The sequence below is a fragment of the Achromobacter sp. D7-1 genome (assembly GCF_059760445.1).
In genome coordinates this window covers 38,194-64,728 of record NZ_JCBAMT010000014.1, presented here as the reverse complement: position 1 = coordinate 64,728, position 26,535 = coordinate 38,194, and the positions used below count along the sequence as shown (strand labels likewise).

The window sequence follows — 26,535 nt, the reverse complement described above, 5'->3', positions numbered from 1 at the left end:
CCTAAGATTGTGTTCGTGTCATGCCGCTGCGATCAGCGGCGTAAAGCCGGGCAAGGCGCGCATGCGCGCCAGCCAGGCGTCGATATGGGCGAAGCCGGACAGGTCGTAACCGCCCTCGGCCGCCATGCTCGTATAAGGGAACAGCGCGATGTCGGCGATGGTAGGCGCGGTTCCCACCAGATAATCGCGGCCCGCCAGATGCGCATCCATCAGCGCGGCCGCCTTCATGCCGATCTCGCGCCACGCCTGCATGGCCGGATCATCCACCTGCGCCGTGCGGCGCAAGTGGATCAGCAGCCGCGGCTGCGCAAAGGCGTGCATGTGCTGGGTCTGCTCGAAGCTGAGCCAGCTGCTGACCTGCGACTGCTCCAGGCGGCCAGCGGGCAGCCAGGGCGTGCCCAGTCCCAGATACCAGAGGATGGCCTGCGACTCGGCCAGCCACTCGCCCTCCGGTGTCAGCAGGGCCGGCACCTGGCGCCACGGATTGATGCGCGCGAACGCCTCCGTCTCCAGGTCGCCCTGCACGATGTCGAAGGTGCGCCGCTTGATCGGCAGGCCCATGTAGCCGCAAGCCAGCCGGATCTTCCAGGCATTGCCCGAACGCAGCGTATCGGCCAGTTCCAGCGGCTTGCCCGCCAGCGGATGCGGTGTCTGGTTCATCGTCAGTCCATCTTGATGTTGGCGCGCTTCACGATCTCGGTCCACTTGGCCTTTTCGCCGGCGATGAAGCGCTGATACTCATCCGGCTTGCCCGTGTACAGCTGCGTGCCCTGGGACGCGAGCCGCTCCTTCAGTTCCGGCGACGCCAGGGTCTTCTGCAGCGCGGCGTTCAGCTTTTCCAATACTTCGGGCGGCGTGCCCGCGGGCGCGAAGAACGCGTTCCACGAACTGATCTGCAGGGCCGCGTCACCCACCTCGCTGCTGGCGGGCACGTCCGGCGCGGAGGGCAGCCGCTTGTCGGCGGCTACCGCCAGCGCACGCAGTTTGCCCGACGCCGCATGCGGCATGATCACCGGACTGGCGTCCATCACCACGTCCACCTGCGCGCCGATGGCGGCGTTCACCGCTTCGCTACCGCTCTTGAACGGCACATGCACAATATCCACGCCGGCCGTCAGCTTCAATAGTTCCAGACCCAGGTGCGGAGAACTCGCGTTGCCTGCCGAACCGAAATTCAGCTTGGCCGGGTTGGCCTTGGCATAGGCTACGAACTCGCTGAAGGTCTGCGCCGGCACGCCCTCCCGGACCGCCAGCAGATACGGCGACCCCGACACCATGCCCACCGGCGCGAACTTGTCCGCGTCGTAGCTGAGCTTGCTGTAGATCAGCGGGTTGACCACCTGCGTCCCGACCGTGCCCATGAAGATCGTATAGCCGTCGGCCGGCGCGGTGGCGGCCACCTGCGCCGCAATCACCCCGCCCGCGCCCGGCCGGTTCTCGATCACGATGCTCTGTCCCAAGGTATCGCCCATGCCCTTGCCCACCTGGCGCGCCACGATATCCGTGATCCCGCCCGCGCCGAAAGGCACCACCAACCGGATCGGCCGGTCCGGATACGCCGCCTGGGCGCCACTGCCCGCCATGGCCGCAACCAACGCCAGCGCGCCGGCAATTCCCGAAATCTTCATGTCATCCCCCTACGGGCGCCGCCTATCGGCACCATCATGACACGAAGTGTCCTATAGGAGATTGATTTTCCGCAAGGAAAACAAGTTTAGGGAAAACCCGGAGTGGCGGGAACAAAGTTCGCCTTTTGCGTTGAGGTTCGCCTTTTGGCTTTGGCGGGCAAAACCAGCCGACACCAAGCAACGTAAAATGTCAGGCTTCCTGCCTCCAAATGCTTCCCTTATGAACCTCGAACGACTCCGCCGCGAATTTCCTGACTTCGACATAACCACCCTCCCGCCCCTACCCGAAGGGTATTTCGACTCGTCGAGCTACATCGACGCAGCTCCTTCATTCGAGAACAAGGAGCGCGGCTTGAAGGTGTATGTCGACTACGCCAACTATGCCGACCGCGAATCCGGCAGAAGCCAGCGCTTCTGCGTTTCGCGCTACGACGAGGAAGCTGGCGACTTCGAAGACGTCGCCCTGTCGACTAACGACTGGGCCGAAGTCACGCGCTTCCTGACCGCCTGAATGCCCTCGCGGGGGCGATTGATGTTCGCTCCGATCGTCGGATGATCGACCCCGCGACCGTTCCTGGCCGATAACGGACATAGCCCAGGACAAGCAGGTCGCTGGTCGAGATGCTGCGCGGTCAAGACGGCGCCCTTTGGCGGGCAAGACCAGGCTGGCAGGTCAGCTGCAACCGAGTCTATCGGCGGTATGCCGATGAACAATTGCAGTTGCGTAGCGAGGCTTGGCGCCAGGACTACAATGACGCTCGGCCTCACATGGCTTTGAAAGATCTAACACCGGGCGAATTCGCCCGGAAATACTGCCTCCGACAACAGGTCGGGGGCTCATGGCAGCCCGATCACTAGCATCGACGCGGATCAGTCCGCGAGTATTTAGTGAAACTGCTGAAGCAGCGTTTTGAGGAAATGATGAATTTCTGGGTCCCTGTAGTCTTCGGTACGTTCAAGCTCCTCGTGTTGGGTACGGGCATGTTTCTCGCCATCAAGTCTCACTACGATGGAGAAAAAAAGGAGAAGAAGGAGAAGGAGCAGGAGATGAAAGCTCCGTAGTGGACGTAGGCTCCCGCCTCAGGCAGGCGCCAGCCGGCGGAGTCTCCATGAGTCGGAGACTCCCTTGAAGAAAAGCAGATTTGCAGAGCGTCGGCCGGTCACCATCGCCCACTCTAGAAAGCCATCCTGAAACCCGCGGTAGCGGTGACGATATAGCTGCCGGAGAAATCCGCGTCGGCTTCGACCTGGCCGTAGATGGCGTAGCGCTCCCCCCAACCAAAATTTGCCCCCGCTCCGATGCTGCCCCAGGTTCGCGCCATGCGACTGGCCGCCGGCACGCCGGCGACGCGGACACTGGTGCCGTCCAGGAACTCATGCTTCACGTTGACGACGCCGTAGACGCTGGATTCCCGTTTCACGCCGGCCGTTTGCCAATTTCTCTTGTAGTCCAGGGCGATGCCGAAACGGCCCAGCAGGCTGTCGCCCTTGTCGCTTTCGACGCGCGCGCCGAATTTGTCGTTGAAGCTGTCGAAGCGGGTCGATACGTATGTCAGCTGCGCCTGCGGGATCAGGGCCAGCTCCTCTGACAATCCGAAAGCCTTGCCCGCTTCGATACCCAAGCCATAGCTCTGGGCCTTCTGGCCGCCCTTCAATTTGCCGGCCAGCCCTGAGTTCAGGTCGCTGTCGAACCAGGTCGCCTGAGCCTGGGTGTCGATATACAGGCCATTCTTGCCGTACCAGGTCAGTGTCGGCGTCAGGCCATAGGAAGTGGTGTCGATCGTGCCGTTGCCGTAGATCGACGACACCCGAGAGTCGGCCTTGCCGTAGTGAAAGGCCAGGCCGCCCACCAGACGGGATCCCTCTTCTTTACCGGCCAGGATGCGGTCAACGCCGAATTGCGCCTTCCAGCTATCGACGTTCTGACGCGCGCCGGTGGTGGATGCCGCAGGATCGAGCCGTCCTGTCGTGCCCTCGACGCGGCTCCATACGCCATTGCGGCCGGCGTCCGCCGGATCATAGAGGCGATTGCCGACCCGCTGGCGCAGGGTAGGCAACTGGCTCAGGTGGAGCAGCGTATTGGCATAGGCCTCGTAGACCGGCACGCCGGGCTGATAGAGCAAGGGCGGTTCGGCGCCCGGCGAACCGCCACCGGGCGAGGGAGTGCCCGGATTGGTCGGGGTGGTGCCTGGATCGGTCGGGGTCGTACCCGGATCCGTCGGAGTGGTACCAGGATCCGTCGGGGTAGTGACTGGATTGGTCAGGGACGATCGCAAGTACCAGCCGCCGTCGGCTGGGTCCTGTTGCAGCACATAGCCATAGGCGCCGGCGACCAGAGCCGGACGCCCCCCGATGACGTAGTCGCCATTGGCCAGATCGAATTTTCCCGCCGACAGGCCGTAGACCTGCACGACTTGTATCCCCCGTTGAGTCTGCGCGCCAGCGCCTCCCATGTTCTTCACCGTGACCGGCGTGGTGCCAGCGCTGTCGCCGGTAATCACCAGCTTGTCCGTCGGCGAGTCATCGGCGCCAAGCTGTGTACGGATTTCCAGGTTGCCGCCCTGCGCCGCATAATTGCCAGCAATCGTGAGGGAGCCGAAACCGCTGCGCGGACCCGGCGCGATCGTGCCCTGGTTGGCCGTTGCGCCCACGCGTCCCGTGCCGGTCAGTCGCGCTGCCGCAAGCACGGTCACCGGCCCGCCGAGGATGCCATCCACCTGCAGCGTTCCAGCCTGAACATCGGTATTGCCGGTGAACGCCGCGCTGTTGCCCGACAAGGTCAACGTGCCCGCGCCCAGCTTATTCAAGCGTGACGTCCCTGAGAACGCGGTCGTCACGCCCACTTCGTGGCCGTTGGTATCAAACCCGGCGCCGCCACTGCCCACCGCCTGCGTGGAGAAGCCTTTCAGGAAGTTGGCCTCATTGCGATTGGCGCGCAGGATGCCGCCGTCCAGGTTGAAAGTGGCGTCGCCGGCGCCCTTGATCACCGAGCCGGTCTCTAGCATGCCGCGGCCGCTGGCATCGCCGGTCAGGTTCAGCGTGCCGGTGGCGGAGGCCGCCACGGTAAGCCATGTATCACTGGCGGCGATGGCCTTCCCGCCTTTTTCGATGGTCAATGTTCCTGTGCCTGCAGAACCGATTTCGATGCGGTCGCTTGCCGAGAGCGTCGAAACATCGGCCGTTGCGCTCGACACCGTCACCGTGCCGACCCCGGCCGCGCTCTCGCCGATGTAAACCGTTGCGGCGGCGCCTGGCGCAGTCGATCCGACCGTGCCAACGGTGGCGCCATCCAGGACGCGAAGCTCGCCCGTTCCGTCGAGTCCCACGTAGATGTTGTTTAGCGGGTCCCAGACCGTTGCCGCGCCCGACACCGTGGCGCTGCCCTCGCTGCCGGCTTCCCAGCCGATGATCGACTGGCCGCTGTGCACGGCGCCGCCATTGTCGATCCGCAGCGAGCCCTGGCCGCGCCCGCCGATCACGAACGCGTTGCCCGTGGAGAGATTCCAGGTGGACCCCGGTCCGGAAACAAGAACGTTCCCGACGCCGCCGGTCTCGAAGCCGATGCTGGCCGAATCGCTTTGCGCCAAGCCCCCGTCCAGGATTTTCACCGTGCCGCTGGCGCCGGTGTCGAGGCCGAGCTGCACTGAACCGAGGCTGGTCCAGGTGGAAGCGACGCCATTGCCGTCACGGCCCGACACGGTCACGGTGCCTACGGCGCCATTGAAGTTTCCAATGTATGCCAAGTCATTGACTACGGAACCGCCCGCATCGATGACCAGTTCCCCTGTGAGGGTATCTCCAACCGTCAGATCGCTGCCCGTCAGAGGGCTGCTGACAGTCCAATGCGGCGTCTGGACCGGCGCGGGTTGAACGTCGCCAGTGCCGGAAACCGATTGGGCGTTTGCGGGATAGGCGAAGTTCGCCGCGTAGAAAACGAGGGCAGCCGACTTCAACCATCCCGTGCGCGGGCAATTCCTGGCGACCATGACACATCCTTTTTAAGTAGACGCAACCTCCTAGCGATACGGCATGCGGCAGGATTTTCTTAATAGGTGTCTACACCTATCCGCGTTCCGCCTGCCGAAAAGAATGCAGGATGCAGGCGCAACACCCAGTCTTGCGCTCCAAAGGATGATCTGGGATTCGCGGATCGACTGAACACAGACGTTGGTATCCCCTAGGACAAGAAGACGTTGAACGCAGCCGCGCGGCGCCTGGCCCTGGTTCGGAAGGCCAGCGCCGAGGGAGCTGCGAATCCTGCCCGCAACGATCAACGATCAAATGCAGCCTGCAGCGCTTCCTTGCTGTGCTGCCCCTGATGCAACAGCAGCATCAGCAGCAGCCGGGCCTTCTGCGGGCTGAGGTCGCCCGCCATGACCGCGCCGGCGTCGAAAGTGGTTTTCCCGCCGCCAGGGAAACCGTAGACCGGCATCGTCCGGCCATTGGGCACGCGCGTCGATATGACCACCGGCACATCCTTGCCCAGCGCATACTTCACGGCCTCGAACATCGAAACGTTCATGTTGCCCATGCCCACGGCCTGGACCACGATGCCCTTCGCGCCCTGGTCCACGGCATAGCGCAGCAGATCGCCGTCCGCGCCGCCGAACATCGGCAGGATTTCCACGCGCGGCATGTCGCCCGCGCCGATATCGATGTGCTGCCGCCGCAAGGGCGTGCGCGAGAATTGCACGCGATCCGACCAGACCTCGCCGAGAAAGCCGAAATCGCCCGACTTGAAGGTCTCGACATCCGCGGTATGGGTCTTGGTCGCCGTGCGCGCGGCGTTGATCTGGTTGTTCATCGCGATCATCACCCCCTTGCCCTTGGCGTCCGGCGCCGTGGCGATCCGAATGGCATTGAGCAGATTGCGCGGCCCGTCGAAATCCGGAGACGACGCATTGCGTTGCGCGCCGATCAGGATGACGGGCTTGTCGGATTTCACGGTCAGATCGAGCCAGTACGCGGTCTCCTCCATCGTGTCCGTGCCATGGGCGATGACCACGCCGGCCACCTCAGGCCGGGCCAAGGCGTCATCCACCGACTTGGTCAAACGCGTCCACCACTTGGGCTCGACATAGTTGGCCGACATGGCCGAGAAGTTGTTGACCTCTATGCGGGCGTACTTGGCGGCGTCGGGCACCGTCTGCATCAGATCATCGCCCGAGATGGCGGGTACCACCCCCTTGGTGACCGGATCCACCTTCATCGCGATCGTCCCGCCCGTGGCAATGAACTGGACCACTGGCGGCGTTTCAGCCGCGGCGCCGGCTGACATCACAGACATGACAAAAAACGAAAAAATTCGTAGCTGCAAGTTCATGGGACGACTCCGGAACGGGGAACGGGAAGCCCATTCTATTCAGGAAGGCAAGGCCGAGTCGATGCCGTCCACTCAAGGCCATGGCCAGGCGGATTGGTCTTGGGAAGAACTGCAATGCGGGTCGCCAGCCTCAGGATCCAAGGCTTGAAATGGGCTTGGTTCTGGAACGATGCGCCACGCAGGCGAAAACGCAGGCGGCCGCGATGCTCGCGCCCCAGACCGCATGATGCAGCGGCATCGCCAGGGCCGTCCTCAGGCCGGCGTCGGAGGCCATGGTCAGCAGATCAACCGGCGCCACGGCCAGCCATAGCAGCCCCGCGGCCCCCCATTGCTCCGGCCACAAGCGACGTTCGTCGCGCGCCAAGGCGTGCACGCCGCAGGCGATCCACGCCAGAAAGAAAGCCGCCACCTCGCGCTCATGCAAGCCCTCCGACCCGGGCCACGCCAGGCGGTTGGCCAGCAGATAGGCGGCGCAGGCGCATGCCGGGCCGCATACCATCGCCACGTTCAGCCGGTGCGCCGCCCGACCGAAGCGGGAGGCGGCCGTCACCGGCCGCACCGTATACAACACCAGTCCCGTCGCGATCATGGCTGCGCCTGACAAGGCCAGCAGGAAGTACAGCGCGCGCAATAGCGGTGCGGCGTAGTAGCCATAATGCAGTCCGCCCAGCGTCCGGATCAGCTGCAAGGATCCGGGATAGCTTGTTTGCACGTCGACGACCTCGCCGCTCGCCGCCAGCAGGGACACGCGGTCGGGAAACGCCAGCAGGCGATCGTCGTAGCGGCGCCAGACATCCGCAAGCGCGCCTTGCGTGCCGGGCTGCCTGATCCCGATCGCGGCGATCTTGCCCGCGCCCAATTCCGGCTCGGCGCGCAAGGCCAGCGTGCTCAACGGCAGCATCTCCGTCGCGCCGCCTGGCCGCGGCGCGGCTGGCGGCTGCGGAAACACCTCGGCCACCATCGCCGCCACGTCGCCGCCATAGCGGCTTTGCACCCCGGCAGGCAAATAGCCCAGCAGCAGCGTGCTCAAGGCGGTGAACAGGATCATGCAATGGAACGGCAGCGGCAGCACCGACAGCACGTTGTGCGCATCGAGCCAGGCGCGGCCCGGTGAGGCGCGCGGCCTGAACACGAAGAAATCCGCGAAAAAGCGCCGGTGCACGATGACGCCGGAAACCAGCGCGACCAGCAGCGCCACGGTACAGGCGCCGACCAGCCAGATACCGGCCTGTCCCGCGTGCAGGCTGTAATGGAACTCGACCAGGAAATCGCCGCCCTCTGTGTCGCGCGGCACGATCTTGCGCCCGCCAGCCGGATCTAGCATCACGGCGCCGCCGCCGTCTGCATCTTCCCACGACAGCGCCAGCAAGGGGCGGCGGGCATCCGGCAATTCGATCCGCCATGCAGCCGCGCCCCCGGCGTTCCGCTCCAGCCAGTCTTGCGCCAATTCCAGGGCCTGGGCCTGGCTGGCCTTGCCGGCAGCCGAAATCTCGGGCTTCATCCAGCGGCTGATCTCCGGCGCATAGACGCTGAGCGCGCCGGTCAGGAATATTGAAAACGTCAGCCAGCCGAACAGCAGGCCGACCCAGGTGTGCAGCCAGGCCATGCGCTGGCGCAGGCTGCCTTCCGGATACGCGTTCATGCCGTCGTACCCGAGGTCAGCAACCAGGAGCCCATGCATCCCGCCACAATGGCCAGCCACACCCGGCGCGGGCTGCGCGCCGCGAATGCCCAAACCGTGAGGGCCACCTGCACGGGTATGGCGGCCAGGGCCGGATAGAGTATGGCGTCGGTAGGCGCCAGCGGCAGGCGGGCCGCCGCCGCAACCGCTGCCCACACCAGCGCGTAGGCGCCCAAGGTGGCCGCGGCCGTGCGCGCCGCCACGCCGCGCCAGCTGCTGCGGGGCCTCACCACGCGTACCTGAGCGTGGCCAGCAGCAAGCGCCCGGCGCCGTAGGTGCACGACGTCGTCGTCACGCAAGTGCCCACGTAGCTGCGGTCGAACAGGTTGCTGGCGTTCAGCGACAGCGTCATGCCGCGCATGGCGGGCTGCATCTGGCCCAGGTCGTAGGATAGGGCGGCATCGACCAGCGTCACCGCGGGAATGCGCAAGGTGTTCGCCGCGTCGCCCCAGTCCGCGCCGATGTAGCGCACCCCTGCCCCCAGGCCCAGGCCTTGCAGCGGCCCGTCCTGCACCTTGTAGGCCAGCCATGCCGCAGCCTGGTGCGCCGGCGCGTAATACTGCTTCTTGCCTTCGCGCGATTGCGGCGCGCCATCGACGATGTCGACGTTGGAGCTCTTGGTCACTACCGCGTCGACGTAGGAATACGAGGCGATCAGGTCCCAGCCGCGGGCCAGGCTGGCCTTGCCTTCCAGTTCGATCCCGCGCGAGCGGACCTCCCCCGCCTGGAGCTGGAAGCCCGGCGGACGCCCCGGAGTGGTATCGGTGGTCAGCACATTGGTTTGCGTCAGTTGATAGGCCGACAGGGTCACCATGCTGTCACTGCCCGGCGGCTGGTACTTCAGTCCCGCCTCGATCTGCCGGCCCTTGGTCGGCTGGAACGGGTTGCCCTGGTAGTCGGTGCCGCCCGTGGGCGCGAACGACGTCGAGTACGCCACGTAAGGCGCCAGGCCGCTCTCCAGCATGTAGGTCAGGCCCGCCCTGCCGGTGAAGGCCGAGTCGTTTTGCGAGACCTTGCCAGAGGTCAGCAGATTGCGTGTGGTGCTGCGCGCCATGTCGTAGCGGCCGCCCAGCGTCAGCAGCCAGTTGCCGTACGAGATCTGATCCTGTGCATAGACGCCAGACTGCTCGGTGCGCTGGCGCGAATCGACGCGGGGTATCAGGTCCGCGATGCCGGGCCTGGGCCGCCCGTAAACCGGATCGTAGAGATCCAGCGGCGGCACGCCGGCAATGACGTTGGCGAACTTGTAGGTGTCGCGCATGTCCAGATAATCGAAACCTGCCAGGAACTCGTGCCCGACCTGGCCGGTGTTGAAGCGCGCGACCGCCTGGGTATCCACGTTCAGCGTCGCGCCGGTGCCCTGGCCGCGCGACATCGAGCGCGACCAGGTGCGCATGTCCACCGGGTTGAGCATATAGCCCACGGTGGTGCGCGCCTCGCCCCGCATGTGGCTGTAGCGCAATTGCTGCCGCACGGTCCAGGTGTCGTTGAACTGGTGCGAGAACAGGTAGCCGGCGGAGTACTGTTCCCGGTCATAGGTATCCCAGCCGGGCTCGCCGGTATAGCGGTCGCGGGGGATGCGGCCGTTGGGATTGGAATAGAGCGTACCCGCGGCCGGCAGATTGCCGTAGATGGGCACCTGATGGTCCTTCTGGTAGAAGCCCAGCAAGGTCAGCGAAGTGGCTGCCGACGGCCGCCACGTCAATGCCGGCGCCACGAAGGTCCGGTCTTCTTCCGAGTAGTGGGGGGACTGGGCCGCGTCCCGTTGCAACGCGACCAGGCGGTAGCTCCACTGCCCTTCCTGGTCTATCGGGCCGCTCAGATCCAGGGCGGCCTGCGCCCGGCCGTAGCTGCCGGTCTGCAGCTCGATCTCGCGCAGGGGCGTTTGCGTGGGCAGCTTGCTCACCATATTGATGAGTCCGCCGGGCGTGTTCTGCCCGTACAGCACCGAGGATGGTCCCTTCAGCACCTCGACCCGCTCCAGCCCGTAGGGTTCGATCTGCAGCATGCCGAAGCTGTAAGCGCCAAAAGGCAGCCGGGCGCCATCCAGGTTGTTGCGGGCGGCATGGCCGCCGCGCAGGTAGATGTTGTCGTAGCGCAGATCGGCGCTGCCGCCCGGAGAATAGGCGCCCGGCGTGTAGGCCAGCGCCTCGACGATGCTGCGTGCGCCGCGCATCGTGATCTCGTCGCGCGTGACCACGTTCACCGTCTGCGGAATTTCCAGGATGGGCGTGTCGGTCTTGGTGCCGGTGGCGCTGCGCTGCGCCACGATGCCGACGACCGGTCCGTAAGCCGACTCCTGCGCCCCCTCGACCCGCACCGCCGGCAGCATCGCCGCCGGCTCCGCCGGAATCCGCCTGAGCGTGTAGACATTGACGCCATCGCGCCGCGCCGCCAGCGGCGTGCCCGCCAGCAACTTCGCCAGCCCCGCCTCGACCGTCCAGGCGCCTTGCAGCCCTGCCGTGCGCCAGCCTTCGGCCAGCGCCGGATCGAACGAGAGATTGATGCGCGCCATCCCGGCGAATGCCGACAGCGCCGGACCAAGCGGACCCGCCGGGATGTCGAACCGCGCCTGGGTGGCCGCGCCGGACGCAGCGGCGGCCGGCTGCGCGTGGATAGCCGGCGCCACAGCCCCCAGGGCCGCGCAAAGCGCGCCTGCGGCCGCGCGGCGGCTCGGGCGGCGAGATGGCCTGGCCGCGTTGTTCTTGCTTGAAAACATGCTGATCCCGACTGAGTGCTAGCGAAGGTGCTATATGGACTTGTCGGACGAGCCCGGAAAAGGGGCCAAAAGTCCGCGCGGCCCGGTCAGGCCGGCACCACGCTCACCCAGTAGCGGCTGCGCGAAACCACCCGCACCGGCAGGCTGCGCGACACCGCCAGCAGCACCGCGTCGGTATCGTCCACCTGAAAGCCGCCGGAAATGCGCAGCTCGGCCACCGCCGGGTCGCAGCGCAACAGGCCGGGGCGATAGCGCGCAAGCTCTTGCAGGAAGTCGGCCAGCCTCATGTCGTCCGCGTAGAGCACCCCATCGAGCCAGGCTTGGGGCGGATGCACATAGGCGCGGGGCGCCAGGACCTCGCGTTCCGAAAACTCGCTGCACTGCCCCGCAGTCAGGACGACACCCGCCGCAGCTGCTCGCGGCTGCAGCCGCACCTGGCCCTCGATCACCGCGACCCGGCTGCGCGCCTCCAGCTGGCGCACGCCGAAGTACGTCCCCAGGGCCTGCACGCTGCCTTCGGCGGTGCGGACCCGCAGCGGCCGGGGATCGGCCGGCACGGCATGGGCCGAACGCAGCAGGATTTCGCCTTCGCGCAACAGCACGAGACGCTGTTGCGCCGAGTAATCCAGGTCCACCGCCGACGCCGTGTTGAGCGTCAGCACGCTGCCGTCCGGCAACTCGAACTGCCGGCGTTCGCCGCTGCCCGTGGCGTAGTCCGCCGTCCAGCTCTGCCAGGGCGCCGTGCGCCATGCCAGCCAGCCGGCGGGCAGCGCCACGATCAGGCCGGCCAGCGTCCGCAGGCCGGCGCGCCGCGTGGCGTCCGCGTTCAAGGCGGCCCGCCCCAGGCCCGGCGGCAAGCCGCCGAACTTGGCCAGGATCGCCTGAGCCCGGGTCCAGGCGCGGTCGTGCTCGGGGCTGCGCTGGCGCCAGCGCTCGCAAGCCAGTTTGTCCGCCTCGGAGAAGCGCCCCGAATGCAGCCGCACCAGCCAATCCGCGGCTTCGCCCGCGATCTTCGGGTCGATGGCGTCGGTTGCCCTGGTCATGGCGCCGCCAGGATGCAATGCTTGAAGGCTTCAGCCATGTAGCGCTTGACCGTGCGCACGCTCACCCCCATCTCCGCGCCGATCTGTTCATACGTCAGCCCGTCGAGCTGCGACAGCAGGAATGCGATGCGGGCCTTGTCCGGCAAGGCCGCCAGCAAGGCATCCACCTCCCGCAGCGTCTGCAGCACCATCAGCCGCTGCTCTTCCGACGGCGCATGCCGCGCCGGCATGGCTGCCAGGGCGTCGAGGTAGGCCTGTTCCAGCGCGTGGCGCCGGTACATATCGACCATGAGACGTTTGGCGATGGTGGTCAGGTAGGCGCGCGGCTCCTGCAAGTCCGGCATGGCGCGCCGCCGGTAGCTGCTCAACAGCCCGACGAACGTGTCCTGGGCCAGGTCGGCGGCATCGGCGCTATTGCCCAACCGCCGGCGCAGCCAGCCGAACAGCCAGCCGTGATGCGCGTCGTAGATGCGCTGCACGGCGACGGCGGTTGGTTCGGGTTGCGGCATGGCGAGGGGGGCGGCTATTTCGATAATAGGAATTAGTCGCAATTATCGCCATAAACCCGCGCACCGGCAATGCGCCGGTTCCGATCCCAGGCCTGCAGCCCGGCGCGGCCCGTCGAGCGTAGCCGGCTCCGATCCGGGACAGCCCGACTCGCGTCCGGCTGCCCTCCGCCGTCAAAGCGCTGTGCCGTACGCCTCCAGGTCCTCCGGATCCAGCCAACCCTCCAGCGCTCCAGCATCCGGCGGCTGCGGCGCGGTCGGCCTGGCGTTGGGCGTCCTGCTGAAGCGCGGCGCCGGGGCGGGCTGCGTGATGCCGTCCACCTCCAGCAGCGTGCCGCGTGCCTTGACCTGCGGATGCATGGCGGCGTCCCTCAGCGTCTGCACGGGCGCCACGCATACATCCAGGTGCGCCAGCCTTTCGCACCAGTCGTCGCGATTGCGCTGGGCGAAGGCCGCGGCCAGCACCGTGCGCAGGCGGGGCCAGGTGGTCCTGTCCTGATGGTCCCCCAAGTCGCGGATGGCAGCGTCGTCCAGGCCCAGCTGCCGCAGCAGCCGTTCGTGGAAGCGGCGCTCTATCGGGCCGACCGACAGCCACAGGCCGTCCGCGCATGCATACACGTCATAGAACGGCGCGCCCGAATCGAGGATGTTGCAGCCCCGCTGGGGCTGCCATGTCCCCGACGCGGCCAGGCCGTAGAAGGCCGTGGCCATGGAGGCCACGCCGTCCATCACGGCGGCGTCCACCACCTGGCCTAGGCCCGACTGGCGCGCTTCGATGATGGCGGCCAGCATGCCCAATGCGAGGAAGGGGCCGCCGCCGCCGAAATCGCCCACCAGCGCGAGCGGAGGCGTGGGCGGCTGGCCGGCCCGGCCGATGGCGTCCAGCACGCCGGTGACGGCGATGTAGTTGATGTCATGCCCGGCCACTTGCGCCAGCGGCCCGTCCTGGCCCCAGCCGGTGATGCGGCCATAGACCAGCCTGGGGTTTGCGGCCAGGCAGGCTTGCGGCCCCAGGCCCAGCCTCTCGGTCACGCCGGGACGGAATCCTTCTATCAGCCCATCGGCCTTGCGCAGCAGCCGCAGCACCAGCGCCACGGCGCGCGGGTCTTTCAGGTCCAACGCGATCGAGCGCCGGTTGCGCAGCAGCAGGTTGTACTTCAGCTCGCGCTTGACGCCCAGGTCGGCGGGTTCCTTGCGTTCGATCCGCAGGACCGTCGCGCCCATGTCGGCCAGCAGCATGGCCGCCATCGGCCCCGGACCGATGCCGGCCAATTCAATGATCCTGATTCCAGCCAGTGGTCCCATGTGTTTGTCTTCCCAGGTCTAGGCGGCGGACGCGCCGCCGGATCAAAGCAATTCGATGGCGATGGCCGTGGCTTCGCCTCCGCCCAGGCACAGGCAGGCCACCCCGCGGCGCAGGCCGCGGCGCTCCAGCGAGTGCAGCAGCGTGACGATGATGCGCGCGCCGGTGGCGCCTACCGGATGCCCCAGCGCGCAGGCGCCCCCTTCGACGTTGACCCGTTCGGCCGGCAGGCCGAGGTCGCGCAGCGCGATCAGGGCGACTACCGCGAAGGCCTCGTTGATTTCGAACAGGTCCACCGAATCGCGGCTCCAGCCCACCCGGTCGAGCAGGCGCGCGATGGCGTGCACCGGCGCGACAGGGAATTGCCCCGGCGCCAGCGCGGCGGCGGCATGCCCGGCGATGCGCGCGCGCGGCGCCAGCCCCAGCGTTTCCGCGTGGCCCAGCCGCGTCAGCGCCAGCGCGGCCGCGCCATCCGAAATCGACGAAGCGTTGCCGGCCGTGACCGTGCCATCGGCGGTGAAAACCGGTTTCAGGCTGGCCAGCCGCGTTGCATCGCACAGGCCCGGCGTCTCGTCGTCGGCCACGAGCGCGCCGGCCGGCTCGCCGCGGCGGGCGCGCGCCGCAATGGGGGCGATCTCCGCTGCGAACGTCCCTGCCGCGATGCTGCCCTGAGCGCGCAGCACGCTCTGTTCCGCATAGGCGTCCTGTTGCGCGCGGCTGAAACCGTGCTCGCGCGCGGCCAGATCGGCGTAGTGCCCCATCAGGTGGCCTTCATAGGCATCTTGCAGGCCATCGCGGTACATGTGGTCCAGCAACTGCCCGTCGCCCAGCCGGTAGCCCTGCCGCGCCCGGGGTATCAGATGCGGCGCGTTGCTCATCGATTCCATGCCCCCGGCCAGCACCACATCCGCCGATCCGGCGCGCAGGATGTCGTGCGCCAGGGTCACGGCTTTCATGCCCGAGCCGCACATCTTGCTGAGCGTGGTCGCCTGCACCGTGGTCGGCAGCCCCGCGCCCAGCACGGCCTGGCGCGCGGGCGCCTGCCCCAGGCCGGCGAACAGGCAGCAGCCCATCAAGGCCTCCTGGGCCGCATCGGACGGCAGGCCCGCCTGACGCATGGCGGCAGCCAGCGCATGGGCGCCCAGTTGGGGCGCGGTGTAGTGCGACAAGGCGCCCTGGAAGGCGCCGATGGGCGTGCGCTGCGCGCCGACGATGACGACGGCATCTGAACTTGAGGGCATGGATGATTACCTCGGTTGCATGGAATTCGAAAGAAAGACGCCGGCCCGTCTCGCGCTACGCGGGGACGCGCGCCGCGTCGGCCTCGCTATCCGCCGGCACGGCCGCCATGACGCCGCGCACGAACTCCAGCATCGACGGGCTGTCGCCGGCCAGCAGCTGGGTTCCGATCAGGTTGGCGCAGGCGTCTTCGCTCATGCCGCTGGCGCGCCACTCATGCAGCCGCGTGGTGTAGAGGCCCAGGGCCAGCTCTTCGGTGATCCCGATCGCCCCGTGGATCGCGTGCGCCAGGGAGCACACGACGGGAATGGCCTCGCATGCCCGCAGCCGCGCGCAAGCCGCAAGCGTGGCGTCGGGAAACAGGGAGCCGCTGGAGCAAGCCAGCCGCGCCGCCATGGCGGTGGACGCCACCTGCTCCGCCAGCACGCTGATCTCCTGCTGGATCGCCTGGAAACGGCCCAGCGCTTTGCCGAACTGCTGGCGTTCGCCCACGAAGGCGATGCAGCGGTCGAGCACGGCTTGCATCGCGCCAGCGATTGCGGCTGCGTCGGCGGCGTTGCGCCAAGCCTGCACGGCCTCGTCCGGCAAGGCGATACGGCCGAGGACAGGCGGCGAGTCGGTCCATGCGGGGGCGGCGCTGGCGCGCGGCCGGAACACGCCCGGATCGGATGCGGCCGGCGCCGCCAGCAACAACAGGCAGCCGTCGCGCTGAACCAGCAGCGTGCGCGCCAGCCCGGCTCCCGGCGTCTGAACGCAGCGCAGACCGCGCGGTCCCGGCAACGCCTGGGCCAATGCAATAGGCCCCTCTGGCACGGTCTGGCCGCTGGCCCGCAACAGGGCGCGCGCCAACATGGTGTCGGCCAGCGGGTAAGGCAACGCAAACGCGCCTGCCGCGCGCAGCAGGCCCTCGGCGTCGGCCAGCGGCAATCCGGCGCCACCCAGTTCCGCGGGCGTCAATGCGTCCACATACCCAAGCGCGTCGATCTCCCGCCATGTGCGGGCAGCGAGGCTGCCCGGGTCGGTTGCGCCGCCCTGCGTCTCGATCTCGCGGACCCGCTCCAGCGGGCACAAACCAGCCAGGGCGCGCGCAAATTCGTCGTACAGGTCTTGCTGGATGGATGCCGCCATGGGGCCCTCCTTCAGGTGTCGATAGGCCCTAACGCAGGCCAAGCTCGCGCGCGATGATGCCGCGCAGGATATGGCGGGTGCCGCCGCGCAGCGAAAAGGTCGGGTTGATCAGCGTCAGATAAGCCAGCGTGCGGGCAAGCACCTCGTCAGGCGCGGGGCTGGCGTCCGCGCGCAGGGCCTGGCCTATCCATTCGGGCACGGCCTGCTCGAACTCCGTGCCCAGGTCTTTCACCAGCACGGCCGCGAGGCTGGCGTCGGCCCCATCGTTGAGCCGCTGCGTGACCGCCAGCGACATGGCCCGCAGCACCGTCAACCGGCCGGCCAGACGTCCCGCCAGCCGGACGTGCGCCGGGTCCGGCGACGCCGCCTGGCGCAGATGCGCGAGCCAGCCGTCCATCAGCACCATGCTGGAGTAGATCCGCTCCGGGCCGCTGCGCTCCAACGCCAGTTCGGCCGTGACCTGCTGCCAGCCGCTGCCCTCTTCGCCCACCAGCGCATCGCGCGGCAGGCGGACGTTGTCGAACAGGACTTCACAGAAATGCGCGTCGCCCGCGATGTCGCGGATCGGACGGATTTCGATGCCGGGCAAGGACAGGTCGAAGATCATCTGCGACAGTCCCTTGTGCCGGTCTTCCGGCACGCCGGAGGTGCGCACCAACGCGCACATGTAGTGCGAGCGGTGCGCGTTGGTGGTCCATATCTTGCGGCCGTTCAGCAGCCAGCCGCCGGCGTCGGGGGTGGCGCGCGTGCGCACGCTGGCAAGGTCGGAACCGGTGTCGGGTTCGCTCATGCCGATGGCGAAGAAGGCTTCGCCCCGTATGATGCGCGGCAGATAGAAATCGCGCTGCGCCGGCGAACCGTAGCGCAGGATCAGCGGCGCGGTCTGGCGATCGGCGATCCAATGCGCCGACACCGGCGCGCCCGCCGCGAGCAGTTCCTCGCTCAACACGAAGCGGGCGAAATTGCTGCGCGCCGCGCCACCGTAGGCCGCAGGCAAGGTCAGGCCCAGCCATCCCTGCCGCGCCAACGCGCGGCTGAACTCCGCGTCATAGCCCATCCAGGAACGCGCACGGCGGTCCGCCGGCATGTCCTTCAGCGCCTCGCGCAGGAAGGCGCGCACGGACGGGCGCAGCGCCTCGTCCTGCGCAGGAATCGCGGCAAGCCGCAGTGCCTCGTTGATAGCGCCCAATGTGGTCCCCGGAAGGCGCGGCGGCACGGCGCCGCCGCATGCATTCGAACTGCCGAAAGTGCCGTGAAAACCCTGCCCGGCGCAATGCGCGCGGGCTTCATGGCAATCTACACGGGGGTCACATCCCGGTCTAATATTAGATGTGGACCGGGCAATACATCACAAATATCGCGAGCCCGGCGCATCAAGGGAGACACCCGTGGAGCTACGCCAGCTCAAGCAGCTGTTGGTCCTGTCCGAGACGCTCAACTTCCATCGCGCCGCCGAGCGGCTGCACATGGCTCAGCCGCCCCTGTCCACCGCGATCAAGAAGCTGGAACAGGAGCTCGGCGTGCAGTTGTTCGAAAGGCTACCCGCCGGCCTGCGGCCCACGCCCGCCGGCCAGGTCGTGCTGCAATATGCGCGCACCACCCTGTTCTATGCCGAGGAGATCCGCCGTGCGGCAAGAGAAGGCGCCAGCGGCGAACAGGGCGTCCTGAAGGTGGGCTTCGTCGGTTCGTCCACCTATTCGCTGATGCCGCGGCTGCTGTCGGAGTTCCGCAAGGATTACCCGCGCGTCGACCTGATCATCGAAGAATCCACCACCGTCGATCTGCTGCGCCGCCTGGACGCGCACACGCTGGACGTGGCGCTGGTGCGTTTTCCTGTGTTGGAGCCAACGGCGGCGCGCGTCACCTTGCTGCAGCCTGACCACCTGATGCTGGCGGTGCCAGCCGGCAGCCGCCATGCGCAGCGTGAGGACGTTGCGTTGAGCGAACTCGCGGACGAGCCGTTCATCGGCTATTCGCGCGCGCATGTGCCGGGGATGCATGCGCTGGTGATGTATGCCTTCCAGCAAGCGGGCGTGGTGCCGCGCATCGCGCAGGAAGCGATCCAGGTGCAGACCATACTGAGCCTGGTGGAAAGCGGGCTCGGGATAGCCATCGTGCCGGCGGTGGCCCGCCGGCAAGCCGGCAGCAATGTACGCCTGGTGAATGTTTCGCAGCTGGCCGAAACCATCAAGGTGGGCATTGCGCTGGCCGTGCATCCGGACAACGCCACGCCCACCACCGCCAATTTCGTCGAGATGGCCTGCCGCCTGATGCGGCCGGAGACCGCCGCGGCGGTCTCCGCATGACAGGCCCCGCGCGCGCTTACTCCTGCTGGATGTTGGCCAGTTTCGCAATACGCCGCATGGACTCGAGCTCTTCCTTCTGGAAGGCCGCCAGCGTGTCGGGACCGCCCACGAACGACTCGCCGCCCAGATTGGCCATGAACGCCCGCCCCTCGTCGCTGCGCACCAAGGCCTGCACCGCCTCCGACACCCGCGCCACGATGGCGGGATCGACCTTCGCGGGAAAGAACGCGGCCGTCCAGGCATAGGCCTCGTAGCCCTTGGTGCCGCTCTCCTGCATCGTGGGAACGTTTGGCAGGTCCTTGATGCGCTGGGCGCTGGTCACGGCCAGCGCCTTCAGCTTGCCGCCGCGGATCAAGGGGAGCGCCGCGCTGACGTCGGCCAGGCTGTACTGCACCACCCCGCCAGCCAGATCGGCCAGAGCCGCCGACGTACCCTTGTACGGCACGTGCGTGGCCTTGATCCCGTTCTGTTCATGGAACAGTTCCAGCACCACCTGGTAGGTGGCGGTGCCGCTCGCGAAGTTCAGTTTGCCGGGAGCTTCCTTGGCGGCCGACACCAACTCCGCCACGCTTTTGTATGGCGAGCTGGCCGGCACCACCAGCACCATGGGAAAGCGCGCAATGGGCGCGACCGGAGAGAAATCCTTGATCGCGTCATACGGCAGGTGCTTGAAGACGGCGGCGTTGGTCGTCATGGGCGAATTGCTGGCCACGAACATGGTGTAGCCATCCGGCGCCGCGGTCGCCACGGCCTGGGCGGCAATGAAGCTGTTGGCGCCCGGCCGGTTCTCGACGATGAAAGGCTGGCCGAACTGCTCGGCCAGATGCTTGGACAGGAATCGCGCCGTGGTGTCGGCGCCGCTGCCCGGAGGCAGCGACACGATGATCTTCACGGGATGCGAGGGATACTTGTCTGCCGCGCGGGCGTTGCCGCCCAAGGCCAGCGCCGCGCCCAGCATGGCCGTCATGGCCAGGGTCCTGATGTTCATGCTTGTCTCCGCAAGGCTGTTGCGTTCATGGCCGTGGCTTTGCAGCCACGGCGTTTGCCGTATTCATTCGGGCTGTATGCCCGCCATTCTGACCGCGTCGCCCCAGCGCCTGACCTCCTGCCCCAGGTATGCCTGGAACTCGGCGGGCGAGGAACTGCGCAGGTCCACGCCCTGCGCCGTGAACGGTCCGGCGATGGCCGGATCGCGCACCGCCGCCGCCACCGCCTGGTTCAGGCGCTGGATCACCGGCTGCGGCGTGGTGGCCGGCGCCAGCACGCCTTGCCAGGTGCTCATCGTGAGGTCCTGCAAGCCCGCTTCGCGCAGCGTCGGCACCTGCGGCAGCGCTGGCGACCGCTCTGCGCCGGTCACGGCCAGCGCCTTGACCCTGCCGTCGCGGATGTAGGGCAGCGCCGAGCTTATCGCGTCCACCATGAATTGCACCTGGCCGCCCAGCATCGCCACCATGGCCGGATTGGTGCCTTTGAACGGAATGCCCACGGCGCGCGTGCCGGTGGCATGCAGGAACAGCGCCACGCTCAGATGCGTGATGTTGCCGACGCCGCCGGTCCCATAGCTGAGCGCATCGGGACGCGCCTTGAGGTAGGCAATGAACTCCTTGGTGTCCTGGGGCGGCAAGGCCTTGGTCGTCATCAGCACCAGCGGGATCGAGGCCGTCAGCCCCACCGGCGCGAAATCGCGCAGGGGGTCATAGGGCAATTGCCGGTACAGCGCGGGGCTGATCGCCAGGCCGGACGAGTGGTACAGCAGCGTGTAGCCATCGGGCCGGGCGCGCGCCACGGTTTCACCAGCGATGTTGCCGCTGGCGCCGGTCTTGTTCTCGACGATCACGGGCTGGCCCAGTTCGCGCGCCACATGCTGTGCCACGGCCCGGGCCAAAACATCCGTCGGACCTCCCGCCGCGTAGGGCAGGATCAAGCGCAAGGGCTGCGCCGGCCATGCCGCCGTGTTCGCGATGGCGGCGCGCGCCAGCGGCAAACCGGCAAGCGCGCCTAAAGCGGCCACCAGTGTTCTTCTCCTTGTCTGCATGGGTCTCCTCCTTGTATCGCCTCGTTATAGGTTGCGCGCCGGCGAGGCTGCCGTGGCCAGGGCCGGAGTCGCTCAGCCGCGCGTCTTGTCCAGATACGCGTCCAGTGCGCTGGCGTGCTCTTGCGTGTGGTGCGCCAAGGCCTGGAAGCCTGCTGATAGCTCCAGCAAGGTGTCCAGCCGCGTGTGCTGACCCTCGCGCAACAGCCGCTTGGTCAGGCGCAGCGCGTGGCCGGAATGCTGGGCAATCTCCTGCGCCAACGCCATCGCGGCCGGCAGCAGCCCCTCCTGGCTGAGCACCTGCGAGACCAGCCCCATATCGAGCGCCTCGGCAGCACCGACGCTGCGGCCGGTGAACGCCAGTTCGCAGGCGCGCGACATGCCGACTACGCGCGGCAGCAGCCAGGCGCCGCCGTCTCCCGGCGTCAGGCCCAGCTTGACGAAGCTCTCTGCAAAACGCGCTTCTTCAGCGGCCAGGCGCATATCGCACATGCACGCCAGATCGCAGCCCGCGCCGATGGCCGGTCCATTGACCGCCGCGATCGTCGGCACCTCCAAATTGCACAAGGCCAGCGGCACGCGCTGAATGCCGTCGCGGTAGGCTTGGCGGCTGCGCACCGGCTCCCCCAGCCCGGCGCCGACCGCCGCCGACAGGGTCTTGAGATTGCCCCCGGAAGAGAACACACCGTGCGCACCGGTAAGCACCACGGCGCGCACCGACATGTCGGCGTTGATCTCCGCGCAGACATCCACCAGCGCGTCGATCGCGTCGGGATCGGACAACGCGTTGCGCGTGGCCGCGCGGTCCATGGTCAGGAGCAGCACGGCGCCATGGCGCTCGCGTTTCAGGAAATCAGTCATGGGCAACTCCGGTCACTGCGGCAGCGTCGGCCGCCATCGAGGTCACGCCATCCCGCAGCAACGCGGCAATGGTTTCATCCGGGTAGCCCGCCTCCTTCAGCACTTCGACGCTGTGCTCGCCCAACCGCGGCGCGGGCCGCGACGGCGCGGGCGGCGTGCCGGACCAGCGCGACGGCACCGCCATGGTGCGCAGCTTGCCCTCGCTGGGATGCTCGACGGTGTTGAAGAATCCGATGGCCTCCAGCTGCGGATCGCGCAGCAGCGACTCCACGGTGTGCATGGGCATGGCCGGAATATCCGCCGCCTCGAACGCTTCCAGCCATTCCTCGGTGGTGCGCTTGGCGATCTCATCCGACACCAGCCGGTAGATCGCATGGATGTGCTGGGTGCGGGTGCCGATGTCGCGGAACCTGGGATCGGCGGACTCGCGCCCAGGCTGCCCGATCAACTCGAAAAATGCCGCCCATTGCTTGTCCGCATAGATCAGCACGCAGATGTGGCCGTTCAGCGTCGCATAGGGGCGCCGGTCCGCGTTCAGTATCCGCGGATATCCGGCAGGCCCCAGCGGCGGCTCGAAGGACTGGCCCGCCATGTGGTCGCCTAGTATCAGCTGCGCCATGGTCTCGAACATGGGCACGTCGATGGCCTGGCCCTGGCCCGTCCGCGCCCGGTGGTACAAGCCGGCGCTGACCGCATTGGCCGCGCTGATGCCCACGATGCGGTCGGCGATGGCGCTGGGCGCGTAGCGCGGCGTTTCGCCGCCAGCCTGGACCGACAGCGCCGGTATGCCCACCGCGCCCTGGATCAAGTCGTCGTACGCGGCGCGCGCCGCATAAGGGCCGCGCTGGTCGTAGCCGTACACGCCCACGTACAGGATGGCGGGATTGACCTGCGCCAGTTCCTGGTACGACAGCCCCAACCGCGCCATCGCCTGGGGCCGCACGTTGTAGATCAGGACGTCGCAGGTCGCCGCCAGTTTCAGCAGCGCTTCGCGGCCCGCTGGCTGCTTCAGGTCCAGCACCACGCTGCGCTTGCTGCGGTTGGCATGCAGAAAGATGCCGCCCATGCCTGGATGGCGCGCCGGGCCGATGCCGCGCACGTTATCGCCGGCCGGGGGCTCGACCTTGATCACATCCGCGCCCAGGTCTCCCAGTATCTGCGTGGCATAGGGCCCCATCAGCACCGTCGTGACATCGAGGATGCGCACGCCTTCCAACGGGCCGCTCATGCGCCGCTCCCCGAACGCCCTGCCAGGACACGCGGCCCGGATATCCTGCAAGCACCACTTTCAAACATGACAGCTCCCATTCCAGAATGCCTTGCCGGACATCCTAGGTAAGAACCGCGCACGCCGGAAATACTATATTTGGGTCAGCCGATACATCGAAAATATTGGTGCGGATCCCTCCCCGGGCCGCGTCGCGACGCCCGCAAGCATCAGGGCGAGCCGCCGCCGACCAGGCGCGCCAGTTCCCCATATCGCACCGCCTCGGCCTGTATCGTCCGCGTAAACTCCTTGCTCCCGGCGCCCACCACCTCGCCGCCGCTCTGCTGGGCGAGCTGCGCGCGTAGCGCCGGATCGTCCATGACCTGCCGCATCATGTCCTCAAGCTTGCCTGCCACGGCAGGGGGCGTTTTGGCATGAATGGCGAAGCCTATGAAAATGTATAGGGAGTAGCCCGGATAGCCGGCTTCCTGCACCGTCGCCACCTCGGGCAACAGCGGATGACGCTGGTCCCCCGCCACCGCCAGCGCACGGATTTTTCCCGAAGCGACCAAGGGCGCGGCGCCGGCAATGTCGATCAGCGCCAGGTCCACCGATCCCCCCACCACATCCGCCACCGCCTGCGCAGCACCCTTGTACGGCACCTGGTTGAAGTCCACGCCCGCGCGCCTGGCCAGGTCGAGCGCGCCTAGGCGATAGCTGTTGCCGTAGGTAGCCAGGCTGACACCGCCCTTGTCGCGACGGGCCGCAGCCACCACGTCGCCCAGGCTCTTGTAGGGCGAGCTCTCGGACGCAACCAGCACGGCCACGTGGCGGGTCACGTTAAGCACGGGCAGCAGATCCTCGGGCCGGTACGGCAAGTCCTTCACGAACAAGGGGTTGATCACCGTCGCGCTGGGGCTGATCAACACCACGGTATAGCCATCGGCCGGCGCGCTCAGCGCCACTTGGGTACCTAGCGAGAGCTCGGCGCCGGGCCGGTTCTCCACCAGCGTGGACTGGCCCGCCACCTTGCGCAGGTGCTCGGCGAAGGTACGCGTCATCGTGTCGCCGCTGCTGCCGGGACCGATGGGCACGATGAAACGTATGGGACGCGAAGGATAGGCATCGGCGGCTACGGCGGACATCGAAGCAAGCAGTGCGACGCAGGCGAGCACGGCTGCGCGCCACGCGGTTCTGGCAACGGACATGGTTTCGTCTCCTGGGGTTCTTGTGGCCTGTCACGATAGCGACAAGAACTCCGCCGTGCCATGCGGGAACCGACGATCAGCTATGCACGGTCTGGACAGCCGTCTGCCATGCCTTGGCCCAGCGCGCTTCGCGCATCTGCGCGGCCTGCTGCAATCGGACGAAGTGCTCTGCCAGCACCGCAACCAGGCAGCGCTCGACCGCGAGGCTGGCGCGGTTGATGCGGTGCTTGGCGCCGGTGGCGCAGAAGGTGTGCAGCGTGAGCGCCGGTTCGACGATGCGGGAAATCGCCAGGTCGCCCTCGTCCAGGTAGTCCTCGATGCGATGCACCTGGGTGATGGCATGGCGGCCGCAGCGTCGCACTACCTCGCGGATCATCGCGCCAGAGTTGATCTCCAGTTCCGCGCGCAACTCCAGCTGCATGTCGCGGGTGCGTTCGCGCACCACGGCCTCCACCGGATTGGGCGAAGGCGGCATCACGATGGACAGGCCGTTCAATGCGGCCAGCGGCACGGTGGGATCGCGCAGCAGCGGCGAGTCGCGCCGGCCCAGCAGCACCAGGTCGGACGAGAACAGGCGTTGCGCCTGGGCGGGCGGCTCGGCTTGATAGCTGTTGAAAACACCGATATCGAGCTTGCCCGCGGCCAGCCTGTCCATTACGTCGCGGCTGTAGCTCTCGTGGATGACCAGGTGGATCCGGGGAAACTGCGACGAGATGCGGTTCACCAGCATCGACACGGGACCTTCCGCGGCCCAGCGCGGCAATGCGATCTCCACGGTGCCCGAGGGCTGCTCGTTGGTGGAGGACGCCAGTTCCAGGAAGCCGGTGGCGCCGTCCAGCAGCCCCCGTGCCACGGGCAGCAGCGCCACGCCCAGTTCCGTCAACAGGACGCCACGGCCGGTGCGGTTGAACAAGCGCCCGCCCAGCAGCTCTTCCAGTTCCAATACGCGCCGGCTCAGCATGGACTGCGAGCATCCTCGCAGTACCGCCGCCTGCGAAAAACTGCCCGACTCCGCAGTCGCGACGAAAGCGGACACGTTCTCTATCTTCAGCTCATCGGCTGCGCGGACCACCAGTTTCACTTTCTGTCTCCTGCCAGGACGGGACAGCCTGCGTTTACTTTTTTTGATCATATCAGGGCGTATCGCGGCCGCTCGCCATGGCACGGCGCCGGGCCGCGGGTGCTGCGCCGCGCCATGGCGGATGCGTCCTCGCGCTCAGCCATGACGGATCAGGATCAACCCGGAGCAGGTCCGGGATCGTTCTTGCTGCCGCGCAACACGGACCGGATCGCGAGGGACGCGCCGCAGCGTTGCCGATCCTGCATACCTGCCATCCGCTGCGTGTGCTTACCCGGCTTGCCAGCCATGCCTACAGTTGGCGCATCCCGATTCCGGGTGGATGCATCAACCTGCCGAGGAGATGAAATGGCTGGAGTTCTTGAAGGGAAAGTCGTGCTCGTGACTGGCGCCGGCCGCGGCGTCGGCCGCGAGATCGCCTTGCTGGCGGCGCGCGAAGGCGCGGCGGTCGTGGTCAACGATCTGGGCGGCAGTCCGAACGGCGAAGGCGCGGGAACGCTGGATCCGGCCTCCGAAGTGGTCGCGGAAATCCGCCAGGCAGGCGGTCGCGCCGTCGCCAACGGCGACAGCGTGTCCGACCCGGAGGCGGCGGCGCGCATGGTGCAAGCCGCTGTCGACAACTTCGGACGGCTGGACGGCGTGGTCAACAACGCCGGCATCCTGCGCGACCGGATGTTCCACAAGATGAGCAGCGTGGACTGGCAGCAGGTCATCGACGTGCATCTGCAAGGCGCCTACAACGTCAGCCGCGCCGCCGCGGCAATGTTCCGCGAACAGCAATCCGGCGCTTACGTGCACATGACCTCGGCAGCCGGCCTGGTAGGCAACATCGGCCAGGCCAATTACTCGGCGGCGAAGCTCGGCATCGTCGGCATCTCGCGTTCCATTGCGCTGGAAATGGAGCGTTGCAACGTACGTTCCAACTGCGTGTCGCCGTGGGCCTGGAGCCGCCTCATCGGCACCCTGCCCGATGAGACCGAAGAGCAGAAGCGCCGGCTGGAACGCTTCAAGCAGATGACAGCCGACAAGATCGCGCCCATGGTCGTGTACCTGCTGTCGGACCTGGCCGCCGGCGTGAGCGGCCAGATCTTCGGCGTGCGCAAGAACGAAATCATGCTGTTCAGCCAGCCGCGGCCGGTGCGCAGCGTGCATCGCTCGGAGGGCTGGACCGTCGAGACCATCGCCGAACATGCGATTCCCGCGATGCAGCCCAGCCTGGTGCCGCTGGAAAGCGCGCGCGAGGCTTTTGCCTGGACTCCGGTATGAGGCCCGC

The 26,535-nt window shown here is 67.3% G+C and carries 24 protein-coding genes; 5 read left to right on the top strand and 19 right to left on the bottom strand.

Annotated features, from left to right (window positions below; all coding sequences use genetic code 11):
* Positions 1-18: 18 nt before the first annotated feature.
* Together AC6LKD_RS08915 and AC6LKD_RS08910 are read right to left on the bottom strand one after the other, a co-directional pair.
* Positions 19-660: a glutathione S-transferase family protein gene (locus AC6LKD_RS08915; protein WP_013395353.1), complete on the bottom strand. Its 642-nt coding sequence runs from the start codon at positions 658-660 to the stop codon at positions 19-21.
* A 2-nt stretch (positions 661-662) separates the two neighbouring features.
* Positions 663-1,628, bottom strand: coding sequence for a Bug family tripartite tricarboxylate transporter substrate binding protein (locus tag AC6LKD_RS08910; protein WP_498115937.1), 966 nt, complete (start codon positions 1,626-1,628; stop codon positions 663-665).
* A 352-nt stretch (positions 1,629-1,980) separates the two neighbouring features.
* Here AC6LKD_RS08910 and AC6LKD_RS08905 point away from each other — a divergent pair, with 352 nt between their 5' ends.
* The 3 genes from AC6LKD_RS08905 (at position 1,981) to AC6LKD_RS08895 (ending at position 2,690) form a co-directional block, all read left to right on the top strand.
* Complete coding sequence (locus AC6LKD_RS08905) at positions 1,981-2,139, top strand: hypothetical protein (protein WP_242702690.1); 159 nt, start codon at positions 1,981-1,983, stop codon at positions 2,137-2,139.
* A gap of 110 nt (positions 2,140-2,249) precedes the next feature.
* Positions 2,250-2,486 carry an integrase core domain-containing protein gene (locus AC6LKD_RS08900; protein ID WP_498115936.1) on the top strand — a complete coding sequence of 79 codons (237 nt, stop codon included), beginning with the start codon at positions 2,250-2,252 and terminating at the stop codon, positions 2,484-2,486.
* Between the two features lie 30 nt (positions 2,487-2,516).
* A complete protein-coding gene (locus AC6LKD_RS08895; protein ID WP_158307669.1) occupies positions 2,517-2,690 on the top strand; it encodes a hypothetical protein in 174 nt (57 codons plus the stop codon).
* 113 nt (positions 2,691-2,803) lie between these two features.
* Here the strand turns inward: AC6LKD_RS08895 and AC6LKD_RS08890 are convergent, their stop codons facing one another.
* The 11 genes from AC6LKD_RS08890 to AC6LKD_RS08840 form a co-directional block, all read right to left on the bottom strand.
* On the bottom strand, positions 2,804-5,614 hold the full coding sequence (locus tag AC6LKD_RS08890; RefSeq protein ID WP_498115935.1) for an autotransporter family protein: 2,811 nt from the start codon (positions 5,612-5,614) through the stop codon (positions 2,804-2,806).
* 284 nt (positions 5,615-5,898) lie between these two features.
* Positions 5,899-6,906 carry an asparaginase gene (locus AC6LKD_RS08885; RefSeq protein WP_193353257.1) on the bottom strand — a complete coding sequence of 336 codons (1,008 nt, stop codon included), beginning with the start codon at positions 6,904-6,906 and terminating at the stop codon, positions 5,899-5,901.
* Positions 6,907-7,081: 175 nt separating this feature from the next.
* Positions 7,082-8,593, bottom strand: a complete 1,512-nt coding sequence (locus tag AC6LKD_RS08880; protein WP_498115934.1) for a PepSY-associated TM helix domain-containing protein — start codon at positions 8,591-8,593, stop codon at positions 7,082-7,084.
* Positions 8,590-8,862: a hypothetical protein gene (locus tag AC6LKD_RS08875; RefSeq protein ID WP_498115933.1), complete on the bottom strand. Its 273-nt coding sequence runs from the start codon at positions 8,860-8,862 to the stop codon at positions 8,590-8,592. The genes AC6LKD_RS08880 and AC6LKD_RS08875 overlap by 4 nt, the downstream gene beginning before the upstream one ends.
* Positions 8,859-11,351, bottom strand: coding sequence for a TonB-dependent siderophore receptor (locus AC6LKD_RS08870; RefSeq protein ID WP_498115932.1), 2,493 nt, complete (start codon positions 11,349-11,351; stop codon positions 8,859-8,861). The genes AC6LKD_RS08875 and AC6LKD_RS08870 overlap by 4 nt, the downstream gene beginning before the upstream one ends.
* 86 nt (positions 11,352-11,437) lie before the next feature.
* Positions 11,438-12,394 carry a FecR domain-containing protein gene (locus AC6LKD_RS08865; RefSeq protein ID WP_498115931.1) on the bottom strand — a complete coding sequence of 319 codons (957 nt, stop codon included), beginning with the start codon at positions 12,392-12,394 and terminating at the stop codon, positions 11,438-11,440.
* Positions 12,391-12,903, bottom strand: a complete 513-nt coding sequence (locus AC6LKD_RS08860) for a sigma-70 family RNA polymerase sigma factor (protein ID WP_498115930.1) — start codon at positions 12,901-12,903, stop codon at positions 12,391-12,393. The genes AC6LKD_RS08865 and AC6LKD_RS08860 overlap by 4 nt, the downstream gene beginning before the upstream one ends.
* A gap of 171 nt (positions 12,904-13,074) precedes the next feature.
* Complete coding sequence (locus tag AC6LKD_RS08855; protein ID WP_498115929.1) at positions 13,075-14,205, bottom strand: CaiB/BaiF CoA transferase family protein; 1,131 nt, start codon at positions 14,203-14,205, stop codon at positions 13,075-13,077.
* Positions 14,206-14,247: 42 nt separating this feature from the next.
* Entirely contained in the window at positions 14,248-15,444 is a 1,197-nt protein-coding gene (locus AC6LKD_RS08850; RefSeq protein WP_498115928.1) for a thiolase family protein, read from the bottom strand.
* 55 nt (positions 15,445-15,499) lie between these two features.
* Complete coding sequence (locus tag AC6LKD_RS08845) at positions 15,500-16,570, bottom strand: acyl-CoA dehydrogenase family protein (protein ID WP_498115927.1); 1,071 nt, start codon at positions 16,568-16,570, stop codon at positions 15,500-15,502.
* Between the two features lie 28 nt (positions 16,571-16,598).
* Positions 16,599-17,759: an acyl-CoA dehydrogenase family protein gene (locus AC6LKD_RS08840; protein ID WP_013395387.1), complete on the bottom strand. Its 1,161-nt coding sequence runs from the start codon at positions 17,757-17,759 to the stop codon at positions 16,599-16,601.
* A gap of 199 nt (positions 17,760-17,958) precedes the next feature.
* On the opposite strand from AC6LKD_RS08840, the gene AC6LKD_RS08835 reads away from it, so the two are divergent.
* Positions 17,959-18,876, top strand: a complete 918-nt coding sequence (locus AC6LKD_RS08835; RefSeq protein WP_492277077.1) for a LysR family transcriptional regulator — start codon at positions 17,959-17,961, stop codon at positions 18,874-18,876.
* A 16-nt stretch (positions 18,877-18,892) separates the two neighbouring features.
* Here AC6LKD_RS08835 and AC6LKD_RS08830 read toward each other — a convergent pair whose 3' ends face one another.
* From AC6LKD_RS08830 to AC6LKD_RS08805, 6 genes are all read right to left on the bottom strand, one after another.
* Positions 18,893-19,864: a Bug family tripartite tricarboxylate transporter substrate binding protein gene (locus AC6LKD_RS08830; protein ID WP_492277078.1), complete on the bottom strand. Its 972-nt coding sequence runs from the start codon at positions 19,862-19,864 to the stop codon at positions 18,893-18,895.
* A gap of 63 nt (positions 19,865-19,927) precedes the next feature.
* Entirely contained in the window at positions 19,928-20,887 is a 960-nt protein-coding gene (locus tag AC6LKD_RS08825; protein ID WP_492277079.1) for a tripartite tricarboxylate transporter substrate binding protein, read from the bottom strand.
* Between the two features lie 96 nt (positions 20,888-20,983).
* On the bottom strand, positions 20,984-21,769 hold the full coding sequence (locus AC6LKD_RS08820; protein WP_013395391.1) for a crotonase/enoyl-CoA hydratase family protein: 786 nt from the start codon (positions 21,767-21,769) through the stop codon (positions 20,984-20,986).
* Complete coding sequence (locus AC6LKD_RS08815) at positions 21,762-22,997, bottom strand: CaiB/BaiF CoA transferase family protein (protein WP_498115926.1); 1,236 nt, start codon at positions 22,995-22,997, stop codon at positions 21,762-21,764. The genes AC6LKD_RS08820 and AC6LKD_RS08815 overlap by 8 nt, the downstream gene beginning before the upstream one ends.
* A gap of 209 nt (positions 22,998-23,206) precedes the next feature.
* Positions 23,207-24,184, bottom strand: coding sequence for a Bug family tripartite tricarboxylate transporter substrate binding protein (locus AC6LKD_RS08810; protein ID WP_013395393.1), 978 nt, complete (start codon positions 24,182-24,184; stop codon positions 23,207-23,209).
* Between the two features lie 76 nt (positions 24,185-24,260).
* A complete protein-coding gene (locus AC6LKD_RS08805) occupies positions 24,261-25,265 on the bottom strand; it encodes a LysR family transcriptional regulator (protein ID WP_013395394.1) in 1,005 nt (334 codons plus the stop codon).
* A 345-nt stretch (positions 25,266-25,610) separates the two neighbouring features.
* Between AC6LKD_RS08805 and AC6LKD_RS08800 the strand changes: the two genes are divergently transcribed.
* Positions 25,611-26,528, top strand: coding sequence for an SDR family NAD(P)-dependent oxidoreductase (locus AC6LKD_RS08800; RefSeq protein ID WP_013395395.1), 918 nt, complete (start codon positions 25,611-25,613; stop codon positions 26,526-26,528).
* Positions 26,529-26,535: the final 7 nt, after the last annotated feature.

Excerpts from the sequence above, each read along its gene's own strand:
- AC6LKD_RS08910 (WP_498115937.1), bottom strand. The coding sequence starts at position 1,628 with ATGAAGATTTCGGGAATTGCCGGCGCGCTGGCGTTGGTTGCGGCCATG.
- AC6LKD_RS08845 (WP_498115927.1), bottom strand. The coding sequence starts at position 16,570 with ATGGCGGCATCCATCCAGCAAGACCTGTACGACGAATTTGCGCGCGCC.
- AC6LKD_RS08885 (WP_193353257.1), bottom strand. The coding sequence starts at position 6,906 with ATGTCAGCCGGCGCCGCGGCTGAAACGCCGCCAGTGGTCCAGTTCATT.
- AC6LKD_RS08900 (WP_498115936.1), top strand. The coding sequence starts at position 2,250 with ATGCTGCGCGGTCAAGACGGCGCCCTTTGGCGGGCAAGACCAGGCTGG.
- AC6LKD_RS08880 (WP_498115934.1), bottom strand. The coding sequence starts at position 8,593 with ATGAACGCGTATCCGGAAGGCAGCCTGCGCCAGCGCATGGCCTGGCTG.
- AC6LKD_RS08890 (WP_498115935.1), bottom strand. The coding sequence starts at position 5,614 with ATGGTCGCCAGGAATTGCCCGCGCACGGGATGGTTGAAGTCGGCTGCC.
- AC6LKD_RS08865 (WP_498115931.1), bottom strand. The coding sequence starts at position 12,394 with ATGACCAGGGCAACCGACGCCATCGACCCGAAGATCGCGGGCGAAGCC.
- AC6LKD_RS08815 (WP_498115926.1), bottom strand. The coding sequence starts at position 22,997 with ATGAGCGGCCCGTTGGAAGGCGTGCGCATCCTCGATGTCACGACGGTG.
- AC6LKD_RS08850 (WP_498115928.1), bottom strand. The coding sequence starts at position 15,444 with ATGCCCTCAAGTTCAGATGCCGTCGTCATCGTCGGCGCGCAGCGCACG.
- AC6LKD_RS08870 (WP_498115932.1), bottom strand. The coding sequence starts at position 11,351 with ATGTTTTCAAGCAAGAACAACGCGGCCAGGCCATCTCGCCGCCCGAGC.
- AC6LKD_RS08820 (WP_013395391.1), bottom strand. The coding sequence starts at position 21,769 with ATGACTGATTTCCTGAAACGCGAGCGCCATGGCGCCGTGCTGCTCCTG.
- AC6LKD_RS08860 (WP_498115930.1), bottom strand. The coding sequence starts at position 12,903 with ATGCCGCAACCCGAACCAACCGCCGTCGCCGTGCAGCGCATCTACGAC.
- AC6LKD_RS08810 (WP_013395393.1), bottom strand. The coding sequence starts at position 24,184 with ATGTCCGTTGCCAGAACCGCGTGGCGCGCAGCCGTGCTCGCCTGCGTC.
- AC6LKD_RS08800 (WP_013395395.1), top strand. The coding sequence starts at position 25,611 with ATGGCTGGAGTTCTTGAAGGGAAAGTCGTGCTCGTGACTGGCGCCGGC.
- AC6LKD_RS08855 (WP_498115929.1), bottom strand. The coding sequence starts at position 14,205 with ATGGGACCACTGGCTGGAATCAGGATCATTGAATTGGCCGGCATCGGT.
- AC6LKD_RS08830 (WP_492277078.1), bottom strand. The coding sequence starts at position 19,864 with ATGAACATCAGGACCCTGGCCATGACGGCCATGCTGGGCGCGGCGCTG.
- AC6LKD_RS08915 (WP_013395353.1), bottom strand. The coding sequence starts at position 660 with ATGAACCAGACACCGCATCCGCTGGCGGGCAAGCCGCTGGAACTGGCC.